Origin of the sequence: Roseibium sp., from assembly GCF_965276855.1 — a bacterium.
GTDB lineage: Bacteria > Pseudomonadota > Alphaproteobacteria > Rhizobiales > Stappiaceae > Roseibium.
In genome coordinates this window covers 2,599,419-2,621,029 of the sequence record NZ_OZ255700.1, presented here as the reverse complement: position 1 = coordinate 2,621,029, position 21,611 = coordinate 2,599,419, and the positions used below count along the sequence as shown (strand labels likewise).

Genomic DNA, 21,611 nt, shown 5'->3' with positions numbered 1-21,611 from the left:
GCAGTTCGATGTTTCTTTCCCTCAGGAGTTAAATGAGGGAATCACCGGAAATGTCATTCGCCCGCTGGCCAATCACCTGGAAGATCAGTCTACCGATCGCCACCATTCTTCTTTTCACAATTGCGATCTGTGTCATCAGCTTGAACAGCCTTTATTCGGCTATGTTCGATCAGAAGCTCGCGAAGATTGAAGACATTTCCAACAGCGCAGCAACGATCGCTGCCTACTACCAGGAGCAGGAAGCGTCCGGCGCGATGAGCCGGGAAGATGCTCAGGCCACCGCAAAGGCTGCTATCGGCGCCATGCGGTTTGAAGGCGACAACTACGTCTTCGTTTATGACTATGCGGGCAACAATCTCGTCCACCCAAAGACGTCATTGGTCGGTACCAATATGATGGGCTTTACCGACAAGACGGGGGTGAAGATTGTTGCTGAATTGATCAAGACCGCGAAAGCCGGCGGCGGTTCCCTGCTTTACTATTGGCCACGCGCAAACAGCGAAGTCGCGATTGCCAAATACGGCTGGGGTGCCGGGTTTGAGCCATGGGGCTGGATGCTTGGCACCGGCGTCTACATGGATGACTTGGATGCTGCCTATTGGAGCGCAGCAACTGTGATCATCGCACTTGCCGTTGTCGGTGCGCTGATCGCAATGGGCATTGCCGTCTTTGCCGTGCGTGCAACAGTCGTTCCGTTGACCAAACTGACTGGCAACATGAACCGTCTTGCCGATGGTGAAGTAGGCATCACGATTGACGGCGCTAACCGGGGCGATGAGATCGGACAAATGGCTGCAGCCATGGAGGTCTTCGTCAAGAATGAAGCCGAACGCCGTGAACTGGAAGAACAGCAGAACGTCAGCCAGGAAGATGCGGCGCGCAAAGGGGCGGAAATCCAGCAACTTAGCGCGGAATTTGATCGTCAGATCACTGAGATGATGAACATTATCGACACATCCGTTCAAAGGCTGCAGTCCGCGTCTGCGGATATGACCGGTGTAGCAGCTCAGACGACCGAGCAAAGCGGTTTTGTGTCGAACGCATCTTCCCAGGCCGCGCACAACGTGGAAACCGTTGCGGCAGCCGCCGAAGAACTGTCGGCGTCTGTCAACGAGATCCGCCGTCAGGTGCAATCCTCCAGCGAGATTGCGGCCAAGGCAGCCAATGAGGCGGAAGCAACCAATCAGCGGATGAACGGTTTGTCCGAAGCGGCGGGCCGCATCGGTGAAGTCGTCACCCTCATCCAGGCAATTGCCGAACAAACCAACTTGCTTGCATTGAACGCAACCATCGAGGCAGCGCGGGCCGGCGAAGCGGGCAAAGGCTTCGCCGTTGTTGCAGCCGAGGTGAAGGAGCTTGCGACCCAGACCTCGAAAGCGACAGAAGAAATCTCAAGCCAGATCACCGCAATTCAGGATGAGACTGGTCATGCGGCAACCGCCATCTCTTCTGTCACTGAGATCATCAACAACATGAACGAGATCGCCTCGTCCATCTCGTCGTCTGTCGAAGAACAGGGCGCTGCAACCCAGGAAATCGCGACCAATGCAACGGAAGCCTCCCGCAGTACTGTGGAAGTGACGACCAGCATTGAATCGGTCGCTTCTGCCGCTGAAAACACGCGGGATACGGCTGGAAATGTGGAATCGTCCGCACAGCAGCTGGAGCAGAACGCCAGCATGTTGCGCGATCAGGTTGCCACGTTCTTGAGTGAAGTCCGCAAGCGGTCAGCGGCCTAATAAAGCCAGGCGAACTAAAAAGTTAGAAACCCGCGGAGCACTGGCCTCGCGGGTTTTTCCTTTGGACTTCGGCTATTTGTCCAGATCGCTGATCAGATCTTGCGCAGCGCGACTTTTGAGATCCGATGGCTGGCGTTCTTGGTCAGGATCAAATCGGCCCTTGGACGTGTCGGCAGGATATTTTCCCGGAGGTTCACAAGGTTGATGTTCGACCAGATCGTGTTTGCAGTCTCCACGGCTTCATTGTCCGTGATGCGCGAAAACTTATGGAAATAGGATCCCGGATCGCGGAAGGCCGTTTCCCTCAGGCGCATGAAGCGATCGACGTACCATTGCCGCAACAGTTCTTCGTCCGCGTCCATATAGACGGAGAAATCAAAGAAATCCGAGACGAAAGGAACAGCCCGACCGTCTCGCGGCAACTCACGCGTCTGCAAGACGTTCAGACCCTCGACGATCAAAATGTCCGGTTTGTCGACGGTCACCGTGTGACCTGGCATCACATCGTAATAGAAGTGCGAATAAACAGGCGCGCGAACATGGCGCTTGCCGGCCTTGATGTCGGACAGGAATTTCAGAAGACGGGGCCGGTCGAAGCTCTCCGGGAATCCTTTTTTGGACATCAGGCCTTCGGATTCCAAAATAGCATTCGGAAACAGAAAGCCATCAGTCGTGATCAGGTCGACCTTGGGGCTGGCTGGCCAGCGGGCCAAAAGCTCCCGAAGGACACGGCTCGTGGTCGATTTTCCGACCGATACGGAGCCTGCGACGCCGATGATAAACGGGGTTTTGCCATCCCGTGTGCCGAGAAAGTCCTGGGTTGCCTGGTGCAGACCAACGGTTGATTCAGCGTAGAAGGCCAAAAGGCGCGAAAGCGGCAGATAGATCGCTTCCACTTGTTCCATGGAGACCGGCGCGTTGAGGCCCTGAAGCTGGGCGACTTCCTTTGCGGTCAGGGTCATTGGCGTATCGGCCCGCAGCCGCGACCACTGGCGTTCGGTAAACACCCGGTAGGGTGACAAATCCATGTCGAGCGCTGTCGCGACTTTCTGATCCATGGTGCCTTCGTCCCTGCTGCAGTGGCCAGCCGGCATCAGCCTATCAGGATTTATTCCTGTTGGCGGGATGCTTTTTCTTCAAGACCGGTTTGTCCTGTGCGCCCGGCAAGCTCTGCCATGACATCATCCAGCGGAACATTTAAGACATTCAGAACCACCAGCAGATGATAGAGAAGATCTGCGGCTTCCGATGTCAGTTCCTTCCGGTCTTCCTGGACGGCCGCAATCGCCGCCTCCACTGCTTCTTCCCCCAGTTTTTGAGCGCATTTGGCAACGCCCTTACCGATCAGCTTGCGCGTATAGGACATCTCATCCGAGCTCTGCGCACGCGCCGCAATAATGGCGTCGAGGTCTTCCAGTGTGAACTTCGTCATTGGTCTATGTCCTTGCGGCAGCTCAAATGCGGCATTCAGCCGTCCATCCGCATAGCTATTCCGGCATCCGTCATGTGCTGTTTGGCTTCGTGGATCGTGTATTCGCCGAAATGGAAAATGGATGCAGCAAGCACTGCAGTCGCGTGACCGTCCCGAATGCCCGCCACCATGTGATCCAGAGTACCGACACCGCCGGAAGCAATCACCGGCACCGGCACCGCATCGGCAATCGCTCGGGTCAGCGCCAGATTGTAACCGGACTTGGTACCGTCGCGGTCCATTGAGGTCACCAGCAGCTCACCTGCACCGAGCGCAACCACCTTCTTGGCAAACTCAATGGCATTGATCCCGGTCGGGGTGCGGCCTCCATGGGTGAAGATCTCGAATTTGTCCGGCTCACCCGGTTCGTTGACCTGCTTTGCGTCAATCGAAACAACGATGCACTGAGCGCCAAATTTCTCGGCGGCTTCTTTCACGAATTCCGGATTTTTGACCGCAGCTGTGTTGATCGAGACCTTGTCGGCCCCGGCAATCAGAAGCTTGCGGATGTCTTCTACGGTGCGCACACCGCCGCCGACTGTCACCGGCATGAAACACGCCTCGGCTGTCCGGCGGACAACATCGTAGATCGTGTCCCGGCCTTCATGGCTGGCGGTGATGTCCAGAAAACAGAGCTCGTCTGCTCCGGCTGCATCATAGGCCTTGGCCGCTTCCACCGGGTCTCCGGCATCAACCAGATCCACGAAATTGACGCCCTTGACGACACGGCCGTCTTTCACGTCCAGGCAGGGAATGACACGGGCTTTGAGGGTCATGATTTTTTGCTCCGGCTGGCGCGGATCAGATCCATCGCTTCCTTGGGATCGAGGCGTCCGTCATAGAGTGCACGGCCGGAGATCGCCCCTTCCAGAATGGCGCAATCCGGTTCCAAAAGACGGTGAATGTCGTCGATCGACGCAAGACCACCCGAGGCGATTACCGGGATGGAGACAGCTTTTGCAAGCTCCAGGGTCGACGGGATGTTGAGGCCTTTCAAGATGCCGTCCCGGTCGATGTCCGTGTAAATGATCGCAGAAACACCTGCATCTTCGAACTGCTTGGCGAGATCAACGGCGGTCAGTTCAGATGTTTCTGCCCAGCCCTCGACCGCGACATAGCCACCCTTGGCATCAATGCCGACCGCAACCTTGCCCGGATACTTCTTGCAGGCTTCTTTCACCAGGTCCGGGTCGCGCACGGCGACTGTGCCGAGAATGACCCGCGAGATACCCTTTTCCAGCCAGGCTTCGATGTGGTCCAGGGTCCGGATCCCGCCGCCCAGCTGAACCGGGTTTTTCGTTGATGCCAGAATGGCATCGACCGCAGCACCGTTGACGCTTTCACCGGCAAAGGCGCCGTTCAGATCGACAACATGCAGCCACTCGAACCCTTGGTCCTCAAAGGCCTTGGCCTGGGCGCCCGGGTCGTCATTGAACACGGTCGCCTGAGCCATGTCGCCGAGCTTGAGGCGCACGCACTGGCCGTCTTTCAGGTCGATGGCGGGAAACAGGATCATCTTGTCTTACATTCCTTCCACGATGACGATCTCGCCATCGGCTACTTTCTGGCGGATTTTGACCGCTTCCTGATATTCCGGCGAGTTATAGCAATCGACCGCGTGTTGGAAGCTCGGAAATTCAATAATGACGTTCCGGGCACGGCCCTGGCCTTCGATGGCGTCGGTTTTGCCGCCGCGGGCGAGGAAATTCGCGCCGAAGCGTTCAAACGCAGGTTTTGCCGTCTCCACATAAGCCGGATAGCCATCCAGATCCCGTACGTCGACCCGTGCAACCCAATATCCTTTGGCCATTGTTCTCTCCCCGTCTTGTTTAAGGTGTCCAGTCCAGAAAATTGGCGATCAGCTCAAGACCGAGCCGCTGACTTTTTTCCGGGTGGAACTGTGTTCCGATCATGTTGTCTCTGGCGACCATTGCCGTAAACGTCCCGGCATAATCGAAAGTTGCCAGCCGGTCCGCGTCGTTGGCGCAGGAAAAATGATAAGAGTGCACGAAATAGGCGTGCAGCCCGTTTGGTCCCGTCTCGATCCCCTTGAAAACCGGGTGACTTTCCGGTTTCACATTAATGGTGTTCCAGCCCATGTGCGGGATCTTGAGGGTTTGATCAGCTGGCTTCATCTCGGTGACATCGCCCGAGATCCAGTCGAAACCGTCGATTGTCTCAAATTCCAGGCCGCGGCTCGCCATCAACTGCATGCCGACGCAGATCCCGAAAAACGGCTTGCCCTGTTTGTGAACGGCCTCTTCAAGGGCGTCCGGCATGCCGTCAACCGCCCAAAGGCCGCGTTTACAGTCGGCGAACGCTCCGACACCGGGCAGCACGATCCGATCTGCCTTGCGCACCCTGTCAGGATCAGCGGTGACGATCACGTCGGGAACATGGGCATGAGCGCGGGCCGCGCGCTCGAACGCCTTTTCGGCCGAGCGCAAATTGCCCGAACCGTAATCGATGATCGCAATTGTCATTGACGGGTCTCCGGACCAAGGGTCAGACCGACAACCTGCTCGCTTCCGATCCTTGGGATGATCGGATTGGTCGCGGGCCGCGTGGTCTGCTGGTCTCTTGTAATTGGGGTCTGTTCTTTGTTCATGCGATTGGCGAAGAACCGGATTTCAGCTTCTTCCCGGCCGTTCCCTTCGGCAACACCGACCATTTGCCACCCCTTACGCTCCAAGGACCAGCAGCGCAGCGCCTGGGCCTCAAACCCGAAGAGGATAGCAATCGCAAAGGCTGCGATGCCCATGGCAGCGCCGCCCAATGACAGCGCGGCGATCTCAATGACCAGGGTGACCGCCAAATAGCCAAGCAACACCAGCCACATCCGATGATAAAGGATCCACGGAATGGAAAACAGGAAGGCAAGCGGCGAAAACTTGTCCGGCACGAATTGCATCCGGCCGGTGATTTCCCGGTCGCCATTCAGCGATTCAAATTCGGGCGGTGCCATCACGACGTAACTGGTCATGTGCCGATCCGTTCTTCGAAGTTGCTAGATCAGCGGGGGTTAAATCAGAATCGATTTTCGGCCCAAAGCTGATCGCTTTTAAGTGGTCGAGCATCTTTGGGCGTTTCAATCAAAACGCCCGATGCTCTAGCCTCAACCGCCGAGCTGACCTTTGGTGGTCGGCACGCGGTCGGCCTGACGCGGGTCGATCTCAATCGCCTTGCGCAGCGTCCGGGCCACGGCCTTGAAGCAGGTTTCTGCGATATGGTGGCAGTTTGATCCGTAAAGATTGGCGATATGAAGCGTCAGACCGCCGTTCATGGCAAATGCGCGGAAGAATTCTTCAAACAGCTCCGTGTCGAAATCGCCGATCTTGTCGCGATCAAAGGTTACGTCCCAGACAAGGAAAGGGCGTCCGGACACATCCAGCGCGCAGCGTGTCAGGGCCTCGTCCATGGCGAGATGCGTGTCCGCGTACCGCGTAATTCCGGCCATGTCTCCGATTGCCTTGGATAGGGCCTGACCGAGGGCAATGCCGGTGTCCTCGACCGTGTGGTGAAAGTCGATATGCGTGTCGCCGTCCGCGCGGACCTTAATGTCGATCAGCGAATGGCGCGCCAGTTGTTCCAGCATATGGTCGAAGAACCCGACACCGGTCTGGACGTCATAGGTGCCCGTTCCGTCCAGATTGATCTCGACCGAAATTTTGGTTTCCTTGGTGTCGCGCGATACGCTCGCTGTGCGCATGAAGGGCTATCTCCTTTTGAGCCGTCAAAGCTGACCGGCGGCGCAGTTGTAGCAGCCTGAACCATTTAAGAAAATAGTTGAAAACAAGACCATTTGCTTCATTTGTCCGCTGCCGGCAAGTGGGTCCGTATTGGTTGTTTGTAACATCGTTTGTGAGAAGAGCTCACAAGGGGCCTGCGATATTCGGTAGTGCGGCGATATCCTTGGTGTTAGGAACGGGCAAATTCGCCTCGAGGAGTTCCCAATGCCGACAAGCCGCTTTGCCCCGAAAACAGCGCTCGAGCGCTTGATGCTGCCGCTGGATGTTCCGACCGTCGCTGAGGCGGAGACGCTGGTCAAACAGACGGAAGGTACGGTCGGTGTCTACAAGATCGGCATGGAACTGCAGTTTGCCGGCGGTCTCGAGTTTGCCCGTGATCTTGCCGAGAGCGGCCATAAAATCTTTCTGGACGTGAAACTCCACGATATCGACAACACAATCACCAAAGCGGTGCGTAATGTCGCAAAGATGGGCATGACCTTCATGACGGTGCATGCCTATCCCAAAACCATGCGCGCCGCGCTGAAGGGTCTGGCGGAAGAGGGCAATCCGGATTTGTGCATTCTTGGAGTGACGGTGCTGACGTCGATGGATGAAGGCGATCTGGTTGCCGCCGGATATACAGGTCCGATTGCAAGTGTTGTCGAAGCGCGGGCAAGGGATGCCAAGCTTGCCGGAATGGGGGGGATTGTGTGCGCGCCGACAGAATCTGCAGAAATGCGCAAGGTTCTCGGCGATGAGCTGGTCATTGTCACACCCGGGATCCGGCCAGCGGGCAGCGCTGCAGGTGACCAGCGTCGCGTGATGACACCGGCCGACGCGATCAAGGCCGGCAGCGATTATCTCGTCATCGGCCGCCCGATTTCAAGGGCAGATGACCCGAGAGCCGCCGCCGAAGCCGTCGTTGATGAAATTTCTTCAGCGCTTTGAGGTGAGATGCAAAGGAGCCCGAAACCTTAGCAGGACAGCAGTGGGATTGGCCCAAGGCTTCCTAACGTTTCATCTCCTAGCAGCACGGCCATATTCGCGACTTTATCAGGCTGCCCTGTCGTCGCCATTGCTGGCATCTGAGCGCAGAACCATGCCGTAGAGATCGCGCGGGTCGTCCGGGTCTGCGAGAAGGTCTAGTTTTTCGAAGTGACCGGTGCTTGGCAGCATATCGTTGACATACCGCAGAGCGGAAAAGTCCTCGATGGCAAAGCCGACGCTGTCGAACAACGTGATCTGAGTGTCAGAGGTTCTGCCCTCCGCTTGGCCTGAATAGACCTTCCAGAGTTCTGTCACCGGATGATCGGCATCAAGTTGCTGGAGTTCGCCCTCTTCTCGGGTCTGTTCGGTCAGTTCCACGAAGATATCTGACCGGAGCAGGATGTCCTTGTGCAGTTCGGTCTTACCAGGGCAGTCGCCGCCAATCGCATTGATATGGACGCCAGACCCCACCATGTTGTCGGTCAGGATCGTGGCATAGCGTTTGTCGGCGGTTACCGTTGTGATGATTTCAGCGCCTTCAATAGCGTCTTCCGGCGTTTTGCAGATCGTCACATTCAGTCCGGAGTGCGCGAGGTTTCGCGCAAGCCGCAGGCTGGCCGCCGGTTCAATGTCATAGGCGCGGATATCGGTGATGCCGAGCATGTCCTTGAAAGCCAGACACTGGAAATCAGACTGTGCGCCATTTCCGATGATCGCCATGGTTTTTGAGTTCTTTGGCGCCAGATATTTCGCCGCGAGCGCAGAATTGGCAGCTGTTCGCAGCGCGGTCAGGATCGTCATTTCCGTGAACAGCACCGGATAGCCGGTCGACATGCGCGACAGCACCCCAAAGCCGGTTACGGTCTGCATGCCGGTGCGTGTATTGCCCGGGTGTCCGTTGACGTATTTGAATCCAAAATACTCATCATCGCTCGCGGGCATCAACTCGATCACGCCTTGCGGTGCATGTGCCGGAATCCGGGGTTTCTTGTCGAAACTCTCCCAACGGCGGAAATCCTTCTCGATGTAGTCGGCGATGCCGCGCATGAAAGTCTCGGCACCAATGGCCCGGACGTTGCGCATCATGTTGTCGACACTGACAAAAGGCACGTAAGCCAGATCGGACGGGTTCGGGTTGTGAAGGGTCTTTGTCATGGGGTCCTCAATAGCTGCGTGTCGGACGGTCGAAGACGCGGCGGCCGAACAAGCTGCCGGTCAGATCGACCATCAAACGGGCGGTCTTGCCGCGGTCATCCAAAAAGGGGTTGAGTTCAACGAGGTCGAGCGATGTCACGAGGCCGCTGTCGTGAAGCATTTCCATGACCAGGTGCGCTTCACGGAACGTCGCTCCACCCGGAACGGTGGTGCCGACGGCTGGAGCAATGTCCGGATCCAGGAAATCCACATCGAGGCTTACGTGCAGCAGGCCATTTTCGGCGCGTACGCGCTCCAAGAAAGGGTGAAGGAGTTTACCGATCCCCTCTTCGTCAATCCGGCGCATATCGGACACACCGGCGCCATGCCGGACAAGAAAGTCTCGCTCAGCCTCATCAATGGACCGCACGCCCATGATTTCCACCCGATCTGCCGAAACCGGGTGGGTCAAGGGCGCGCCAAGCACGGCATCAAATCCCGGCAAGCCACAAGCGAACGCAAGCGGTGTTCCATGCAGATTGCCGCTGTCCGTGCTTTCCAGCGTGTGAAAGTCAGAGTGGGCGTCGAGCCAGAGCACAAACAGGGGCCGGCCCTTTTCAGCAGCAGCCTTAGCCTGTCCGGCCACGGTTCCGGCGGCCAGGGAATGGTCACCGCCAAGATAGATCGGAAAACTGTCACCGGTTCCGAGGTCGGAGGCTTTCTTGAAAAGCGATCGTGTCCAGCCGGCATAAGCGCCAAAATTCTTCACGGTCCCGTTGGGAGGTCGGACATCATCCACCGTTTCCGGTTGCAGATTGCCGTCATCGCGGACGTGATGGCCAAGGGCTTCCAGGGTGTTGGCAAGTCCCGCCGTCCGGTAGGCATCAGGGCCCATGAGGCAGCCACGCCGCCCGGTACCTTCTTCGACCGGAGCTCCGACAAGAACGATATTCTGCTTCAAGGTTTCTGCCTCTGCACCCATGACAATTATTCGGGCAAAGAGTGCGGATGTGACGCGGCGGAGTAAATCCAGAGACTTGATCAAAATAGTGCTGAGATCTATCATTTTGAGAACTATAATTTATCAGAATGATAGTATGGACAATCTTGATACACGTTTGGTCTCGCTCCTGCGCCACGATGGCCGCAGGTCGGTTTCCGATTTGGCAATTGATTTGAAAGTCTCCCGAGCAACGGTCCGCTCCCGCATGGAAAGACTGATTGAAACCGGCGAAATTCTGGGTTTCACGGCAGTTCTCAGAGATGATTGGCGGGACTTGCCGGTCAGGGCCGTGACGCTTGTTCATGTTGACGGGCGGAATACCGATCCAGTCAGCAAGGCACTCGCGGCGATGACCGAAGTGCGCGCCATTCACTCAACGAACGGCAAGTGGGACCTTGTTCTGGAAATCGCCACCAGAGACCTGGAAGCTTTTGATGATGCCCTTCATCGCATCCGGCTGATTGAAGGGATTGCTGGAACGGAAACCAACATCCTTTTGAGCACGCGAAAGGGCCCTGCTGTCTCGGCCGATCACTTCAAGGATGCGCTTGGGTGAGAATGGCTCGCAAATCGGGTCGAAGTCCCTACTCGCGGGAGATATAGTCTGGTCGAATTACAGGAAACGATGGTTTTGACATGACCAAGGCACTCGACCTTTCCCAATTGGCGTCTGACCCCAAGCCGATCTCTGTCGGTGAGGAAGCAGCTGAAAACTATGCAGTTGTCCGCCAAACGCTGAAACGGATCACAGAAGACTGGCGGGATCAGCCGACCCTTGAATTGTTGGCGAAGGAAGCCGGACTGCAGCCGATCCAGTTGCAGCGGGTGTTTGCGCGCTGGGCCGGACTGACACCGAAACAGTTTCTTCAGGCGATTACACTGGATCACGCCAAAGCGTTGCTGCGCGATACGGCAAGCGTTTTGGATGCTTCCTATGAGGTTGGTCTGTCGGGCTCATCCCGGTTGCACGATCTCTTTGTCACCCATGAAGCGATGACCCCGGGGGATTACCGCAATCGCGGTGCCGGTTTGAACATCGCCTACGGATTTCATCCCTCGCCCTTCGGCCAGGTGCTGATCATGGCCACCGACAAAGGCCTGGCCGGTCTCGGCTTTGCGGATCCCGGGGAAGAGGACAGCGCGCTCAGCGATATGTGCGAGCGCTGGCCGGCGGCAAGCTTTCACAACGATCCGGAAGAAACGGCCAAATATGCAGGCCGGGTGTTTGACCCACAGAAGTGGCAGGAAGATCAACCGCTCAACATCGTCATGATTGGGACTGATTTTGAGATCCGTGTTTGGCAGACCCTTTTGAAAATCCCGATGGGGAAGGCAACCACCTATTCGGATATTGCGGCCTGCCTTGGCAAACCGAAAGCGTCCCGGGCCGTCGGGACCGCTGTGGGGCGCAATCCGATTTCCTTCGTCGTGCCCTGCCACCGGGTCTTGGCCAAAGGCGGAAAACTCGGCGGTTATCACTGGGGCCTCACCCGCAAACGCGCCATTTTGGGCTGGGAAACTGGCTTGTCAGGCCCGGTTCTGGAGTGCGTTTGACCCAAACGCTAATAAGTGCCCGACCGTTATTAACCCCTGTCATTCTTTCTTGAGGGAACTTGGTCTGTATTGCTGTCCCGGCCTTGCGCCGGGACCTCAATAGGTGACCCCGGCTCAAGGCCGGGGAGGCTCTGCCGAGGTAGCAGAGAACCGGGTGCGGTTTAGTGCACCGGGCCCTCTGGCATCGGATAATCTCCGGTGATTTCCCAACCAAAGGCGGTCATTCGCTCGGCCGCCAGCTGTGTCACAGTTCCTGTGATCAAAAAATCGACGCCTGTTGGCGGGAAAGGCAACCGGTTCAAGCCTTCCTGCAGATCCGAAAACGTTTTGGCAGCAGGTTCTGTCCAGGCGACGGTGTCATAGGGCATAACGATGGCGGCCATACCGTCGCGCCGCATGGCCACTGAGAGCCCCGCCACGTCCCGGATTTGACCCAAGCCGGAAATCTTGCGGTGATAGGTTTCCAAAAGCACGATCCGGCGCAGCTGGAAATAGGCAAGTCCCCTGTCTTTCACGCCAGCAGCATCTTCGGCAATCAGATCAAGCCCCTGCAAACTTGGCATCGCCGCCATCTGGTAGGCGATGACGGCTTTTTCCGAGGCCGTATAGTGAGGATTGCCATCGATGTTCATGATATTGCGTTCCGAAATACCTGCCTTTCGGAAGGTATCAAGGGTCCGCTCGCGCAGTTCGCTTTCGGTGCTGTCGACAATCACGTTCCGGAAATCTTCCGCGGCCCGAGTGGCATTGACGAAAACGCCGCCGGGAATGAGTGCCGTTATCGCAGTCACTGTCCAGCTTCCGGCAGATGTAACGCTCGCGGTCTCGTCGAGCTTTGCCGACAGCGCCTTGTCGAACGTGTAAGGATCGACACCGAGTTGAACGGCCAGCTCGCGCCGCGCCTGCGCCTGTCCGGTGATGGACTTGGCAATATCAGCGGCCGACCCGCCCTGTCCGGTGACCGCAGATTCCACGCCCTTGCCCAGCCGGCTGAAAACCCGGCCTACACCTGAAACGGTGCTCTTGGCGGTCCCGACTGGATCCTGAATGGTGCTTTCGACAAACTCGACGGGTTTTTGCGCAGATTGTTTCAAGCCGTCCAGGAAGCTTGCGTCATTCTTCAGGCTTTCCAGCGCGACAAATGCCTTGATTTCCGAGAATCGCATTTTCAAAAGGCCGTCGCCGACGACCTTTTCGATGCCCTGATCGGCTTGCAGCTCGTAATCATGCAGAAAACCCGTGCTCCTGACGGGCGGCAGCACGGCATATCCCGGACCAACCTCTTTCCCGTCAAGCAGTTGGGCTGGTGCCACTTCCGGTGCGGTTTCATATTGGTCAGACAGGCTCAGAGCTGGTCCGGTGAGCAATCCGGTAAAGAGTGCGCACGCTGCCAACCGCTTGAGTGCCAGATCTGAAACCATCATCAACAAACCTCCAGAGTACCTGTGTCAGGAGTGAGGTCAGTCTGGCGCCATGTTGTTTCGGGCCAGTGCCTCACCTGCCAAGTAAAGCGAACCGCAAATCAAAATGCGCGGTGGTTCTCCATCTTTTGCGGCACAAGCTGCCACATCGGCAAGGGCCGCGTCCAGTGATGGAAAGGGTGTCGCTTCAAGACCGGCACACCGGGCGAGATCTGCAAGGTCTTCCGGCGTGCGTGCCGTGTTGGTGGTCGCGATCGGTACCGTGCCGACATGACGGACAAGTCCGTCAAAGGGCCGGAAAAAGCCGACAGGATCTTTCGTTGTCAGCATCCCGGCGACCAGATAGAGCGGCCGCGGTCCACGCTCCTCCTGCTCTCCCATGAATTGAGCAACGGTGACCCCCGCGCCCGGATTATGACCGCCGTCGAGCCAGATTTCCGATCCGTCCGGGCACATGTCCACCAACGGACCATGGGTGAGCGGTTGGAGACGCCCTGGCCAGTTCACGGATTTCAATCCCGCATCGATGGAGGCGACATCGGGCAGAAGGTTAGCGGCTTTAAGAGCGGCCAGAGCAAGAGCGGAATTGGCAAACTGATGGCCGCCTCCGAGAATTGGCTGCGCGAGATCCAAAAGACCATCGTCGTCCTGAAAAGCCATGCGGCCCTGATCCGGGTGCGCGACAAAATCCTGACCACACACCTTAAGGGCTGCTCTGCATCGTGCAGCCTGGCGCTCGATAACCTTTTGGGCCGCAGGGTCTTGTTCAGCGGAAACTACCGGGCGTCCGGGTTTGATTATGCCGGCTTTTTCGGCGGCAATGACGCTGAGGTCATCGCCCAGGAACTTCTCATGATCCATCGATATCGGCGTAATGACGGAAACTAGCGGATCATCGATCACATTGGTAGCGTCCAGACGCCCGCCGAGGCCGACCTCCAGCAAGACGACATCTGCGGGATGTTCGGCAAACAACAGAAAAGCGGCCGCTGTCGTAATCTCGAAGAAGGTGATTTCCTCGCCGCCATTGGCCTCCTCGCAGCGTTGCAGCGCATCGAAGAGCTCCGGGTCGGAGACGAACTTGCCGTCACTTCCGAGCCGGATGCGTTCGTTGAAGGAGACGAGATGGGGCGATGTATAGACGTGGCATCGTTTTCCGGATGCCTCCAGAATTGCACGCAGGGTCGCGGTCACTGAACCTTTGCCATTTGTCCCGGCAATGTGAATGACCGGCGGCAAGCGCTTTTCGGGTGATCCAAGTGCTGCGAGCAAACGGTGCATGCGTCCGAGAGACAGATCAATCTCTTTCGGATGCAAGGCCAGAAGGCGGTCGAGAATTCTAGTGATTTGATCCAAGGCGCCCTCCGGAGGGTCCCATGTGTGTCCATTGGCGGCTCTGCCCGCCTGTTGGAGATAGCGGGTCAGGAGGGTGCATGACCGCCCGGAACTGACTGACCTTGGTCGATTTCCGACATAAGCCAGTCAACTCTGCTGGTTATTCAGCGACTTCAGGCTGTTTCTTCGGCTCCTGGGCGTCTGAAGTTGTCGCCTCTTCGGTCTCCGAAGCCTCTGCGGTCGAGGTCTCGTCGGCGATCATTGCCGGCAACTCGACTTCGCGTTTCATCAAGATGCCGCAGACCCGCGCAAGGGTGTCCTTCATTTCCTGACGCGGTACCACCATGTCGACCATGCCATGATCGAGAAGGTACTCCGCTGTCTGGAAATCGTCCGGCAGCTTCTCGCGAACGGTTTGCTCAATCACGCGGCGACCGGCAAAACCGATCATCGCGCCGGGCTCTGCAATGTGCACATCGCCAAGCATCGCATAGGACGCGGAAACGCCGCCCGTAGTCGGATTGGTCAGGACAACGATGTAGGGAAGCCCGGCTTCGCGAAGCATCTGGATGCCGACGGTGGTGCGCGGCATTTGCATCAAAGACAGGATGCCTTCCTGCATGCGTGCTCCGCCGGATGCGGTGAACATGACAAAGGGTGTTTTGGCTTCCACGGCCTTCATCATGCCAGAAAGGATCGCCTCACCAACGGCCATGCCCAAGGACCCGCCGACAAAGTCGAAGTCCTGGACTGCGGCGGTCATGTCCATGCCGTTGACCTTGCCCTGGGCAACATGGATCGCTTCTTCCTCGCCGGTCTTTGCCCGGGCGTCCTTCAGGCGGTCCGTGTAGCGTTTGCTATCGCGGAACTTCAGAGGATCGATGGTGACATCCGGGGCTTCGAGGCGAATGTAGTTGCCCTCGTCAAAAAGGGACTCGAGCCGCTTTCGTGCCGGCATCCGCATATGGTGGCCGGAGCTAGGGATGACCCAAAGGTTTGCTTCCAGATCGCGGTGAAAAACCATTTCACCGGTCTCAGGGCATTTGATCCAGAGATTTTCCGGAACCTCGCGCTTCTTCCAAAGACCGCTGATCTTTGGGCGCACAATAGAGTTGATCCAGTTCACGTCAAACGCGTCCGTCTACTCGAGTTACACAACAGCGGAGCGATATGTCCGCCGGAAAACGTACATTTTTAAGGCCTTGCCTTTAAGCGGCCCGGGCCCGCGCGCAACCTGATGCAAGATCTGCGACCACGTCGGCAACGGCTTGCACGGTCTTGTCTGTGGCCTTGCCGTCAGCATCCAGGCTGTCCTTGACCGCGTTCACCAGCACCGAGCCGACGACGACACCGTCAGCGTCCTTGCCGATGACGGCAGCCTGATCGGCCGTTTTCACGCCAAAACCGACAGCAACCGGCAGATCAGTATGACCCTTGATGCGGTTGACAGCCGCTGTCACACGGCCGGTATCGGCAATCTGCGCGCCGGTAATACCAGTCACGGAAACGTAATAGACGAAACCGGAGGTATTGGCCAGAACTGCCGGAAGGCGTTTGTCATCAGTGGTGGGCGTGGCCAGGCGAATGAAGTTCAAACCGGCCTCCAGGGCCGGAATGCAGAATTCATCGTCGGCTTCTGCCGGTACATCTACAATGATAAAGCCGTCTACGCCTGCTTCCTTGGCGACGTGAACGAATTTCTTCGGATCGCGTACGTAGATCGGGTTGAAGTAGCCCATCAGAATGATCGGCGTATCCTGATCCTGTTTGCGGAACGTCCGCACCATGTCCAATGTGTTGTCCATGGTGTGACCGGCGGCAAGTGCGCGCTGGTTGGCAAGCTGGATCGGAATGCCTTCTGCCATCGGATCGGAAAACGGCATGCCGAGTTCGATCACATCGGCTCCGGCTGCCGGAAGGGCATTGAGAATGGCTTGTGACGTTTCGAGATCGGGATCGCCCGCGGTTATGAACGTGACCAGAGCCGGTCGGCCTGCGTCGGCACATGCCTTGAACCGTCGATCGATACGCGTTTCCGTCATTCAGCTGTCCTCTTGCCACAGACGCAGGCTGTCACCGCCTGCCAATCATCAGAGCGATGTAGGGGAGCGGGCAAGGGGATGTCAATCAAAGAACGGATCTTTGCGGCCTCCTAAGGGCCTCGACGGTCTTTGAGGCGTCAAATGAGGACCATTTGGCGCGTTTAACGGCTGCCGAAGTACTTGTTGTAGAGGTGGTTGGCGATGTCGTTGCGCTCAACCCCCATCCGGGACAGGCTTTCAGGTGACATTTGACGCAAGCGATTGTAGTCGGCGCTCATGCGTTGAGCCTGACCGATTTGGTCCAGAAAATTGGAAACCGATCGAAAAGCCATCGGAACATCCTTTTTGGTCTTTGAGAAGCTGAATTTGTTTCCTTCAAAGTAAACAATTGCATGGGTGTGAGTAGCGCCGGTTTTGCATTGCAGCATTTCCGATTTGGGGGACCTTGGTTGCCGGCTTTGTGTGGCCGAGGCCGTCATGCATTCGATGCAAGCCAGCCCATCGTTAAATTTTCGAACTGGAAATGTGCACTTGGTGCGCTTATATTTCCGTCATAGCCAAGAACAAAAGGAGCCAAAAATGGCCCACTCCCTCTTCGAACCGGCTCCAATGCCGTTTCATGAGAAACTCATGCGGCGTGTGCGCGACCTCAGCGGCCATGTGCCAGCGCGGATACCAAGGATCGCGGCCCGACTTCCGGCCGATCCCGGTTTGGTACGCCAGGCCAAGCGTCTGGACGCGCGTGGACAACAATTGCTGCTGGAAGCGGTTTTCGACGCAGAAACGCCCGCAAAATAAAAGCCGCGCATCGTCGGGTGCGCGGCTTCTTTTTAGCTGTGGTGTTGCAGATTAAAGGTCGAAGCCAAGCATCTCACCGACTGCGAAAACATCCTTGTCGCCGCGGCCGCACAGGTTCATGACGATGATCTGATCCTTGTCCATCTGCGGAGCCATCTTTGCAACCTGTGCTAGGGCGTGAGCCGGTTCCAGCGCCGGGATGATGCCCTCAACCCGTGTCAGCATCTGGAAAGCGGCCAAGGCTTCGTCATCCATGATCGGGATGTATTCGGCACGGCCGATTTCTTTCAGCCAAGAGTGCTCGGGACCGATCCCGGGGTAATCGAGACCAGCAGAAATCGAGTGACCTTCGAGGATCTGGCCGTCATCATCTTGCATCAGATACGTGCGGTTTCCGTGAAGGACGCCGGGCTTGCCCGCATTCAAGGAAGCGCAGTGTTCTTCACCGGTCAGGCCACGGCCTCCAGCTTCAACGCCAACGATTTTCACGTCTTTGTCGTCCAGGAAAGGATGGAACAGGCCGATGGCATTGGAACCGCCGCCAACGGCAGCCACGAGGACGTCCGGAAGACGGCCTTCGGCTTCGAGCATCTGTTCGCGCAGTTCCTTTCCGATCACGGACTGGAAGTCGCGCACCAATTCCGGATACGGGTGCGGACCAGCGGCCGTCCCGATCAGGTAATAGGTATCGTCAACGTTGGTGACCCAGTCTCGGAGCGCCTCATTCATGGCGTCCTTGAGCGTGCCGGCACCGGCCGTGACCGGAACGATCTCCGCACCCAAAAGCTTCATCCGGAACACGTTCGGTTTTTGCCGTTCAACGTCGGTTGCACCCATGTATACGACACAGGGCAGGCCGAAACGGGCACAAACGGTGGCTGTGGCAACGCCATGCTGCCCGGCACCGGTTTCTGCGATGATCCGGGTCTTGCCCATGCGCTTGGCAAGCAGGATCTGGCCGAGGCAGTTGTTGATCTTGTGGGAGCCGGTGTGATTCAGCTCATCCCGCTTGAAATAGATCTTCGCACCGCCCAGCTCCTCGGTCAGCCGCTCTGCGAAATACAGCGGAGAGGGCCGGCCGGTGTAATGGGTGTTGAGACTTTTGACTTCGGCCAGAAAGTCCGGATCGTTCTTGGCAGCCTTGTAGTGCTCTTCCAGATCCAGGATCAGCGGCATCAGGGTCTCGGCGACATACCGGCCACCAAAAATGCCGAAATGCCCGCGATCGTCCGGACCGGTCCGGATGCTGTTCGCCATATCGTTCACGCGTTTACTCCTTAACCGCTTCCGCCTGAATGTCCTTTACCTTCGCCAGGAAGGATCGGATCAATGCCGGGTCCTTGACGCCGCGTTCGCGTTCTACTCCGGACGACAGGTCGATTTCCTTGGCTCCGCTCAGGCGGATTGCCTCGGCAACGTTGTCCATGTTCAATCCACCCGAAAGCATGAACGGCTTCTTCAGGTCAAGATCTTTCAAAAGTGTCCAGTCAAACGAAACACCATTGCCACCCGGGATGTCTGACCCCGCAGGCGGTTTGGCGTCAAAAAGGATCCGGTCAGCTACAATAGAGTAGTAAAGCGCCTGTTCCAGATCCGATTTATCGGAAACGGAGATCGCTTTCATGATCTTCTTGCCATGCATCACCTTGGCGGCTGCCAGGGATTCCGGGGCTTCACTGCCGTGAAACTGGAAATAGTCCGGCGCGACCAGCTCGTTGATCCGCGACAATCCGTCCAGATCCATATTGACTGTCAGCGCGACGATGTCGGCTTTGCCGCGCGCCATATCCGCCAGTTTGCAGGCATCAGACAGGTTTACGTGCCGTGGGCTCTTGGGAAAAAACACCAGCCCGACCATATCTGCGCCCGCATCAAGGGCCGCTTGCATGGTGTCTCCGGTCGACAGACCGCAGATTTTAACTTTGATATCCGACATGGCTTCGAGGTATCGCCGCTGCGGGAGGGTTTGTCAAAAGGAGGATCGCTCCGCCCTTCATTCTTCGGGTTGTTTTACCAGTTTCGCGACAATTTTGCGCACGATCGGCGCTAGTACGAGGACAGCGGGAAATGCGACTGCCCAGGCAAACAACCAGGACTCAATCCAGAAACTAAAAAATTCTGGATGCGGTCCGACCGCTCGGAACGTCGCGATGCCGGACACAAGGAACGACATGGACCCGGACAGCATGGCGCCGAAAAGGTATGGAGCAAATTTTGGGTGCATGGGTGAGCCCGGATCCTTGGATTGAATGCCTACTACGTGACAAAGGGCCTGATCGGCGCTGATCAAGTGGATGGCAGGTGGAATTATCCCTCTTCCAGCAACTCGGCCCAGGTTTTCGGGTTGTCACCATTGAGCGGGTTTTTGGGCGAGCATTTGTAGCGGATGGTTTCCATCCGGAAGGCCTTCGCGTCAAACATCATCAGCCGGCCAGTGAGCCCCTCGCCTGTGCCGGTGAGTTCTTTCAACACTTCCATGGCCTGCATGGTGCCGAGAATTCCGGTTAGTGCGCCAAGAACGCCCGCCTGTTCGCAAGTCGGCAACAATCCGGCCCGGGGCTTTTGCGGGAAGAGGCAGCGATAAGTCGGATTGGGAGTGCCGTCTTCTCCACTCTCGAAGGGCCGCAAGGTGGTAATAGAGCCATCAAATTGACCGACAGCCGCCGTTACCAGCGGTTTCTTGGCAAAAAAACAGGCGTCCGACACAAGATAGCGCGTGTCGAAGTTGTCTGACCCATCGACCACCACATCAAAGGCGGAAATCAGCTGCAAAGCATTTTGACCGGTGATCCGGAACGGAAACGGCTTAACCTCGACATTCGGATTTAGCCTTGCAATTGCTTCGGCAGCGCTCGCGACCTTCGGCTCGCCCAGCTGGTTGGTGTCGTGGATCACCTGCCGCTGCAGGTTGGAAAGCGAGACGGCGTCATCATCCACGATGCCAAGCGTCCCGATCCCGGCGGCGGCCAGGTACTGCAAGACTGGCGCGCCCAAACCTCCGGCGCCAATCACCAGAACCTTCGCGGCCTTCAGTTTCTGTTGCCCGGCTCCGCCGATGTCCTGAAGGACAATATGGCGGGCGTAGCGTTCCAGTTCAGCGGGCGACAATGACTGCATAATGAGGAGGCCTGTCCTGAGATTTCATTGCTTAGATGGGGGCACATAATGGTTTCGATCAAGCGTCAGCCCAAGATCCGGCTGACCAGCCGCGCTGTATAGTCGACCATCGGAATGACCCTTGAATAATTCAGCCGGGTCGGCCCGATAACACCAAGCGCGCCGACGATCCGCTGATTGCTGTCCCGGTAGGGCGAAACCACTAGAGAGGATCCAGACAAGGAAAAGAGATTGTTCTCCGAGCCAATGAATATCCGGACACCCTCGCCTTTTTCGGCCAGGCCCAGGAGCTGAATGAGATCCTTCTTGTTCTCCAGATCGTCGAACAAAAGCTTGATCCGCTCCAGATCCTCCGCTGCATCCAGGTCGGATAACAGATTGGACCGGCCGCGAACGATCAGCGTACCGGGATCTGCGACACCGTCTTCCCCGGTCCAAACGGCGAGGCCGGCATCAATGACTTTTTGACTGAGTTGATCCAGCTCGGCCTGATCCGCCGCGCGCACTTTTTCAAGCTCAGCCCGGATTTCGCTGATTGTGCGCCCCTGGATCATGGAATTGAGATAATTCGAGGCCTCGACAAGAGCGGAGGATGGCAGATTTGGCGGCAGTTCAACGACCCGGTTTTCGACCGATCCATCTTCTCCAACTAAGATGGCCAGGGCCTTCAGCGGTTCAATGCGGACAAACTCAATGTGCTTCAGCCGCATGTCGGACTTATGGGTCAGCACAACACCTGCGCCCATCGACAGGCCTGACAGCAATTGGCTCGCCTCTGTCAGAACCTGTTCTGCGGAATTGGCCTGTTGCGAGGCCTTGACCTGAACATCGATCTGGCGGCGCTCGTCCTGGGTCAAATCGCCGACCTCAAGAAGCGCATCAACAAAAAACCTGAGGCCCATTTCTGTTGGCAGGCGTCCGGCGCTGGTATGCGGCGAATGCAGGAGGCCCATGTGCTCCAGATCCGACATCACATTGCGGATCGAGGCCGGCGATAGCGATATGTTGGGATTGCGCGAGATGTTGCGCGAGCCGACCGGCTCTCCGGTATCAAGATAGGATTCCACGATCGAGCGGAAGATTTCCCGGGATCTTCTGTCGAGGTCGCTGAGGCTCAAGGTGTTTGTCTCCGTCACGGTCACCAAAAACGCGTTGATCCAACGCTCATTCTTCAAGATATAGGCGCAAAACGGTCCAATGGTGAAGCTTGGCCTTTACGGCGCCGGGAAATGGGGTCTAAAAGGCCGTGAACAAACGGGGCGAACCTTTGGGTTTTGCC

25 protein-coding genes are annotated in these 21,611 nt (G+C 57.2%); 5 read left to right on the top strand and 20 right to left on the bottom strand.

The genetic code is table 11. From position 1 onward, the window contains the following. The first annotated feature begins 32 nt into the window (after positions 1 to 32). Positions 33 to 1,739 (top strand): methyl-accepting chemotaxis protein, encoded by a 1,707-nt coding sequence (locus ACQY4Z_RS11955; RefSeq protein WP_428521559.1) that lies wholly within the window; start codon positions 33 to 35, stop codon positions 1,737 to 1,739. Positions 1,740 to 1,831: 92 nt separating this feature from the next. On the opposite strand, the gene coaA is transcribed toward ACQY4Z_RS11955, so the two are convergent. The 8 genes from coaA to hisB form a co-directional block, all read right to left on the bottom strand. Next, complete coding sequence (gene coaA, locus ACQY4Z_RS11950) at positions 1,832 to 2,797, bottom strand: type I pantothenate kinase (protein ID WP_428521557.1); 966 nt, start codon at positions 2,795 to 2,797, stop codon at positions 1,832 to 1,834. A 50-nt stretch (positions 2,798 to 2,847) separates the two neighbouring features. Next, a complete protein-coding gene (locus tag ACQY4Z_RS11945; RefSeq protein WP_306149148.1) occupies positions 2,848 to 3,171 on the bottom strand; it encodes a phosphoribosyl-ATP diphosphatase in 324 nt (107 codons plus the stop codon). A 35-nt stretch (positions 3,172 to 3,206) separates the two neighbouring features. Further along, positions 3,207 to 3,986: an imidazole glycerol phosphate synthase subunit HisF gene (hisF, locus tag ACQY4Z_RS11940; RefSeq protein WP_428521555.1), complete on the bottom strand. Its 780-nt coding sequence runs from the start codon at positions 3,984 to 3,986 to the stop codon at positions 3,207 to 3,209. Continuing rightward, positions 3,983 to 4,726 carry a 1-(5-phosphoribosyl)-5-[(5-phosphoribosylamino)methylideneamino]imidazole-4-carboxamide isomerase gene (gene hisA / locus ACQY4Z_RS11935; protein ID WP_428521553.1) on the bottom strand — a complete coding sequence of 248 codons (744 nt, stop codon included), beginning with the start codon at positions 4,724 to 4,726 and terminating at the stop codon, positions 3,983 to 3,985. The genes hisF and hisA overlap by 4 nt, the downstream gene beginning before the upstream one ends. A gap of 6 nt (positions 4,727 to 4,732) precedes the next feature. Beyond that, positions 4,733 to 5,020, bottom strand: a complete 288-nt coding sequence (locus ACQY4Z_RS11930; RefSeq protein ID WP_428521551.1) for a DUF1330 domain-containing protein — start codon at positions 5,018 to 5,020, stop codon at positions 4,733 to 4,735. A 19-nt stretch (positions 5,021 to 5,039) separates the two neighbouring features. Beyond that, the gene (gene hisH / locus ACQY4Z_RS11925; protein WP_428521549.1) at positions 5,040 to 5,693 is read right to left on the bottom strand and encodes an imidazole glycerol phosphate synthase subunit HisH; all 654 of its coding nucleotides are present in this window, start codon (positions 5,691 to 5,693) and stop codon (positions 5,040 to 5,042) included. Further along, positions 5,690 to 6,193: a DUF2628 domain-containing protein gene (locus tag ACQY4Z_RS11920; protein WP_428521547.1), complete on the bottom strand. Its 504-nt coding sequence runs from the start codon at positions 6,191 to 6,193 to the stop codon at positions 5,690 to 5,692. Before ACQY4Z_RS11920 ends, hisH begins: the two co-directional genes overlap by 4 nt. 132 nt (positions 6,194 to 6,325) lie before the next feature. Then, on the bottom strand, positions 6,326 to 6,919 hold the full coding sequence (gene hisB, locus ACQY4Z_RS11915; protein WP_428521545.1) for an imidazoleglycerol-phosphate dehydratase HisB: 594 nt from the start codon (positions 6,917 to 6,919) through the stop codon (positions 6,326 to 6,328). A gap of 244 nt (positions 6,920 to 7,163) precedes the next feature. Here hisB and pyrF point away from each other — a divergent pair, with 244 nt between their 5' ends. Continuing rightward, the gene (pyrF, locus tag ACQY4Z_RS11910) at positions 7,164 to 7,889 is read left to right on the top strand and encodes an orotidine-5'-phosphate decarboxylase (RefSeq protein WP_428529480.1); all 726 of its coding nucleotides are present in this window, start codon (positions 7,164 to 7,166) and stop codon (positions 7,887 to 7,889) included. Positions 7,890 to 7,994: 105 nt separating this feature from the next. Here pyrF and ACQY4Z_RS11905 read toward each other — a convergent pair whose 3' ends face one another. Together ACQY4Z_RS11905 and rocF are read right to left on the bottom strand one after the other, a co-directional pair. After that, complete coding sequence (locus tag ACQY4Z_RS11905) at positions 7,995 to 9,083, bottom strand: ornithine cyclodeaminase (RefSeq protein ID WP_428529478.1); 1,089 nt, start codon at positions 9,081 to 9,083, stop codon at positions 7,995 to 7,997. A 7-nt stretch (positions 9,084 to 9,090) separates the two neighbouring features. Next, the gene (gene rocF / locus ACQY4Z_RS11900; protein ID WP_428529539.1) at positions 9,091 to 10,044 is read right to left on the bottom strand and encodes an arginase; all 954 of its coding nucleotides are present in this window, start codon (positions 10,042 to 10,044) and stop codon (positions 9,091 to 9,093) included. Between the two features lie 115 nt (positions 10,045 to 10,159). On the opposite strand from rocF, the gene ACQY4Z_RS11895 reads away from it, so the two are divergent. Beyond that, positions 10,160 to 10,621: an Lrp/AsnC family transcriptional regulator gene (locus tag ACQY4Z_RS11895; RefSeq protein ID WP_428529476.1), complete on the top strand. Its 462-nt coding sequence runs from the start codon at positions 10,160 to 10,162 to the stop codon at positions 10,619 to 10,621. A gap of 80 nt (positions 10,622 to 10,701) precedes the next feature. Beyond that, a complete protein-coding gene (locus ACQY4Z_RS11890) occupies positions 10,702 to 11,619 on the top strand; it encodes a methylated-DNA--[protein]-cysteine S-methyltransferase (RefSeq protein ID WP_428529474.1) in 918 nt (305 codons plus the stop codon). Between the two features lie 161 nt (positions 11,620 to 11,780). Here the strand turns inward: ACQY4Z_RS11890 and ACQY4Z_RS11885 are convergent, their stop codons facing one another. The 5 genes from ACQY4Z_RS11885 to ACQY4Z_RS11865 all read right to left on the bottom strand — a co-directional run bounded on the left by ACQY4Z_RS11885 (position 11,781) and on the right by ACQY4Z_RS11865 (position 16,749). Next, the gene (locus tag ACQY4Z_RS11885; RefSeq protein WP_428529472.1) at positions 11,781 to 13,043 is read right to left on the bottom strand and encodes a hypothetical protein; all 1,263 of its coding nucleotides are present in this window, start codon (positions 13,041 to 13,043) and stop codon (positions 11,781 to 11,783) included. Between the two features lie 36 nt (positions 13,044 to 13,079). Continuing rightward, positions 13,080 to 14,396, bottom strand: a complete 1,317-nt coding sequence (locus tag ACQY4Z_RS11880) for a bifunctional folylpolyglutamate synthase/dihydrofolate synthase (RefSeq protein WP_428529470.1) — start codon at positions 14,394 to 14,396, stop codon at positions 13,080 to 13,082. A 139-nt stretch (positions 14,397 to 14,535) separates the two neighbouring features. Beyond that, a complete protein-coding gene (gene accD, locus ACQY4Z_RS11875) occupies positions 14,536 to 15,501 on the bottom strand; it encodes an acetyl-CoA carboxylase, carboxyltransferase subunit beta (protein WP_428529468.1) in 966 nt (321 codons plus the stop codon). A gap of 82 nt (positions 15,502 to 15,583) precedes the next feature. Then, complete coding sequence (trpA, locus tag ACQY4Z_RS11870) at positions 15,584 to 16,417, bottom strand: tryptophan synthase subunit alpha (protein WP_055673125.1); 834 nt, start codon at positions 16,415 to 16,417, stop codon at positions 15,584 to 15,586. Positions 16,418 to 16,578: 161 nt separating this feature from the next. Further along, entirely contained in the window at positions 16,579 to 16,749 is a 171-nt protein-coding gene (locus ACQY4Z_RS11865; protein WP_428529466.1) for a hypothetical protein, read from the bottom strand. A gap of 247 nt (positions 16,750 to 16,996) precedes the next feature. On the opposite strand from ACQY4Z_RS11865, the gene ACQY4Z_RS11860 reads away from it, so the two are divergent. Further along, positions 16,997 to 17,215, top strand: coding sequence for a hypothetical protein (locus tag ACQY4Z_RS11860; RefSeq protein WP_428529464.1), 219 nt, complete (start codon positions 16,997 to 16,999; stop codon positions 17,213 to 17,215). Positions 17,216 to 17,266: 51 nt separating this feature from the next. Here the strand turns inward: ACQY4Z_RS11860 and trpB are convergent, their stop codons facing one another. From trpB to hrcA, 5 genes are all read right to left on the bottom strand, one after another. Then, a complete protein-coding gene (trpB, locus tag ACQY4Z_RS11855) occupies positions 17,267 to 18,472 on the bottom strand; it encodes a tryptophan synthase subunit beta (protein WP_133952850.1) in 1,206 nt (401 codons plus the stop codon). Between the two features lie 13 nt (positions 18,473 to 18,485). Next, positions 18,486 to 19,151: a phosphoribosylanthranilate isomerase gene (locus tag ACQY4Z_RS11850; protein WP_428529462.1), complete on the bottom strand. Its 666-nt coding sequence runs from the start codon at positions 19,149 to 19,151 to the stop codon at positions 18,486 to 18,488. A 57-nt stretch (positions 19,152 to 19,208) separates the two neighbouring features. Continuing rightward, a complete protein-coding gene (locus ACQY4Z_RS11845; RefSeq protein WP_428529536.1) occupies positions 19,209 to 19,388 on the bottom strand; it encodes a DUF2798 domain-containing protein in 180 nt (59 codons plus the stop codon). Positions 19,389 to 19,522: 134 nt separating this feature from the next. After that, positions 19,523 to 20,332, bottom strand: a complete 810-nt coding sequence (locus ACQY4Z_RS11840) for a HesA/MoeB/ThiF family protein (protein ID WP_428529460.1) — start codon at positions 20,330 to 20,332, stop codon at positions 19,523 to 19,525. Between the two features lie 65 nt (positions 20,333 to 20,397). After that, positions 20,398 to 21,489: a heat-inducible transcriptional repressor HrcA gene (gene hrcA, locus ACQY4Z_RS11835; protein WP_422024565.1), complete on the bottom strand. Its 1,092-nt coding sequence runs from the start codon at positions 21,487 to 21,489 to the stop codon at positions 20,398 to 20,400. Between the last annotated feature and the right edge of the window lie 122 nt (positions 21,490 to 21,611).

What these genes read in the sequence shown, in the direction of transcription:
- ACQY4Z_RS11955 (WP_428521559.1), top strand. Translation starts at nt 33, where the DNA reads ATGAGGGAATCACCGGAAATGTCATTCGCCCGCTGGCCAATCACCTGG.
- coaA (WP_428521557.1), bottom strand. Translation starts at nt 2,797, where the DNA reads ATGGATCAGAAAGTCGCGACAGCGCTCGACATGGATTTGTCACCCTAC.
- ACQY4Z_RS11945 (WP_306149148.1), bottom strand. Translation starts at nt 3,171, where the DNA reads ATGACGAAGTTCACACTGGAAGACCTCGACGCCATTATTGCGGCGCGT.
- hisF (WP_428521555.1), bottom strand. Translation starts at nt 3,986, where the DNA reads ATGACCCTCAAAGCCCGTGTCATTCCCTGCCTGGACGTGAAAGACGGC.
- hisA (WP_428521553.1), bottom strand. Translation starts at nt 4,726, where the DNA reads ATGATCCTGTTTCCCGCCATCGACCTGAAAGACGGCCAGTGCGTGCGC.
- ACQY4Z_RS11930 (WP_428521551.1), bottom strand. Translation starts at nt 5,020, where the DNA reads ATGGCCAAAGGATATTGGGTTGCACGGGTCGACGTACGGGATCTGGAT.
- hisH (WP_428521549.1), bottom strand. Translation starts at nt 5,693, where the DNA reads ATGACAATTGCGATCATCGATTACGGTTCGGGCAATTTGCGCTCGGCC.
- ACQY4Z_RS11920 (WP_428521547.1), bottom strand. Translation starts at nt 6,193, where the DNA reads ATGACCAGTTACGTCGTGATGGCACCGCCCGAATTTGAATCGCTGAAT.
- hisB (WP_428521545.1), bottom strand. Translation starts at nt 6,919, where the DNA reads ATGCGCACAGCGAGCGTATCGCGCGACACCAAGGAAACCAAAATTTCG.
- pyrF (WP_428529480.1), top strand. Translation starts at nt 7,164, where the DNA reads ATGCCGACAAGCCGCTTTGCCCCGAAAACAGCGCTCGAGCGCTTGATG.
- ACQY4Z_RS11905 (WP_428529478.1), bottom strand. Translation starts at nt 9,083, where the DNA reads ATGACAAAGACCCTTCACAACCCGAACCCGTCCGATCTGGCTTACGTG.
- rocF (WP_428529539.1), bottom strand. Translation starts at nt 10,044, where the DNA reads ATGGGTGCAGAGGCAGAAACCTTGAAGCAGAATATCGTTCTTGTCGGA.
- ACQY4Z_RS11895 (WP_428529476.1), top strand. Translation starts at nt 10,160, where the DNA reads ATGGACAATCTTGATACACGTTTGGTCTCGCTCCTGCGCCACGATGGC.
- ACQY4Z_RS11890 (WP_428529474.1), top strand. Translation starts at nt 10,702, where the DNA reads ATGACCAAGGCACTCGACCTTTCCCAATTGGCGTCTGACCCCAAGCCG.
- ACQY4Z_RS11885 (WP_428529472.1), bottom strand. Translation starts at nt 13,043, where the DNA reads ATGATGGTTTCAGATCTGGCACTCAAGCGGTTGGCAGCGTGCGCACTC.
- trpA (WP_055673125.1), bottom strand. Translation starts at nt 16,417, where the DNA reads ATGACGGAAACGCGTATCGATCGACGGTTCAAGGCATGTGCCGACGCA.
- ACQY4Z_RS11865 (WP_428529466.1), bottom strand. Translation starts at nt 16,749, where the DNA reads ATGGCTTTTCGATCGGTTTCCAATTTTCTGGACCAAATCGGTCAGGCT.
- ACQY4Z_RS11860 (WP_428529464.1), top strand. Translation starts at nt 16,997, where the DNA reads ATGGCCCACTCCCTCTTCGAACCGGCTCCAATGCCGTTTCATGAGAAA.
- trpB (WP_133952850.1), bottom strand. Translation starts at nt 18,472, where the DNA reads ATGGCGAACAGCATCCGGACCGGTCCGGACGATCGCGGGCATTTCGGC.
- ACQY4Z_RS11850 (WP_428529462.1), bottom strand. Translation starts at nt 19,151, where the DNA reads ATGTCGGATATCAAAGTTAAAATCTGCGGTCTGTCGACCGGAGACACC.
- ACQY4Z_RS11845 (WP_428529536.1), bottom strand. Translation starts at nt 19,388, where the DNA reads ATGTCGTTCCTTGTGTCCGGCATCGCGACGTTCCGAGCGGTCGGACCG.
- ACQY4Z_RS11840 (WP_428529460.1), bottom strand. Translation starts at nt 20,332, where the DNA reads ATGCAGTCATTGTCGCCCGCTGAACTGGAACGCTACGCCCGCCATATT.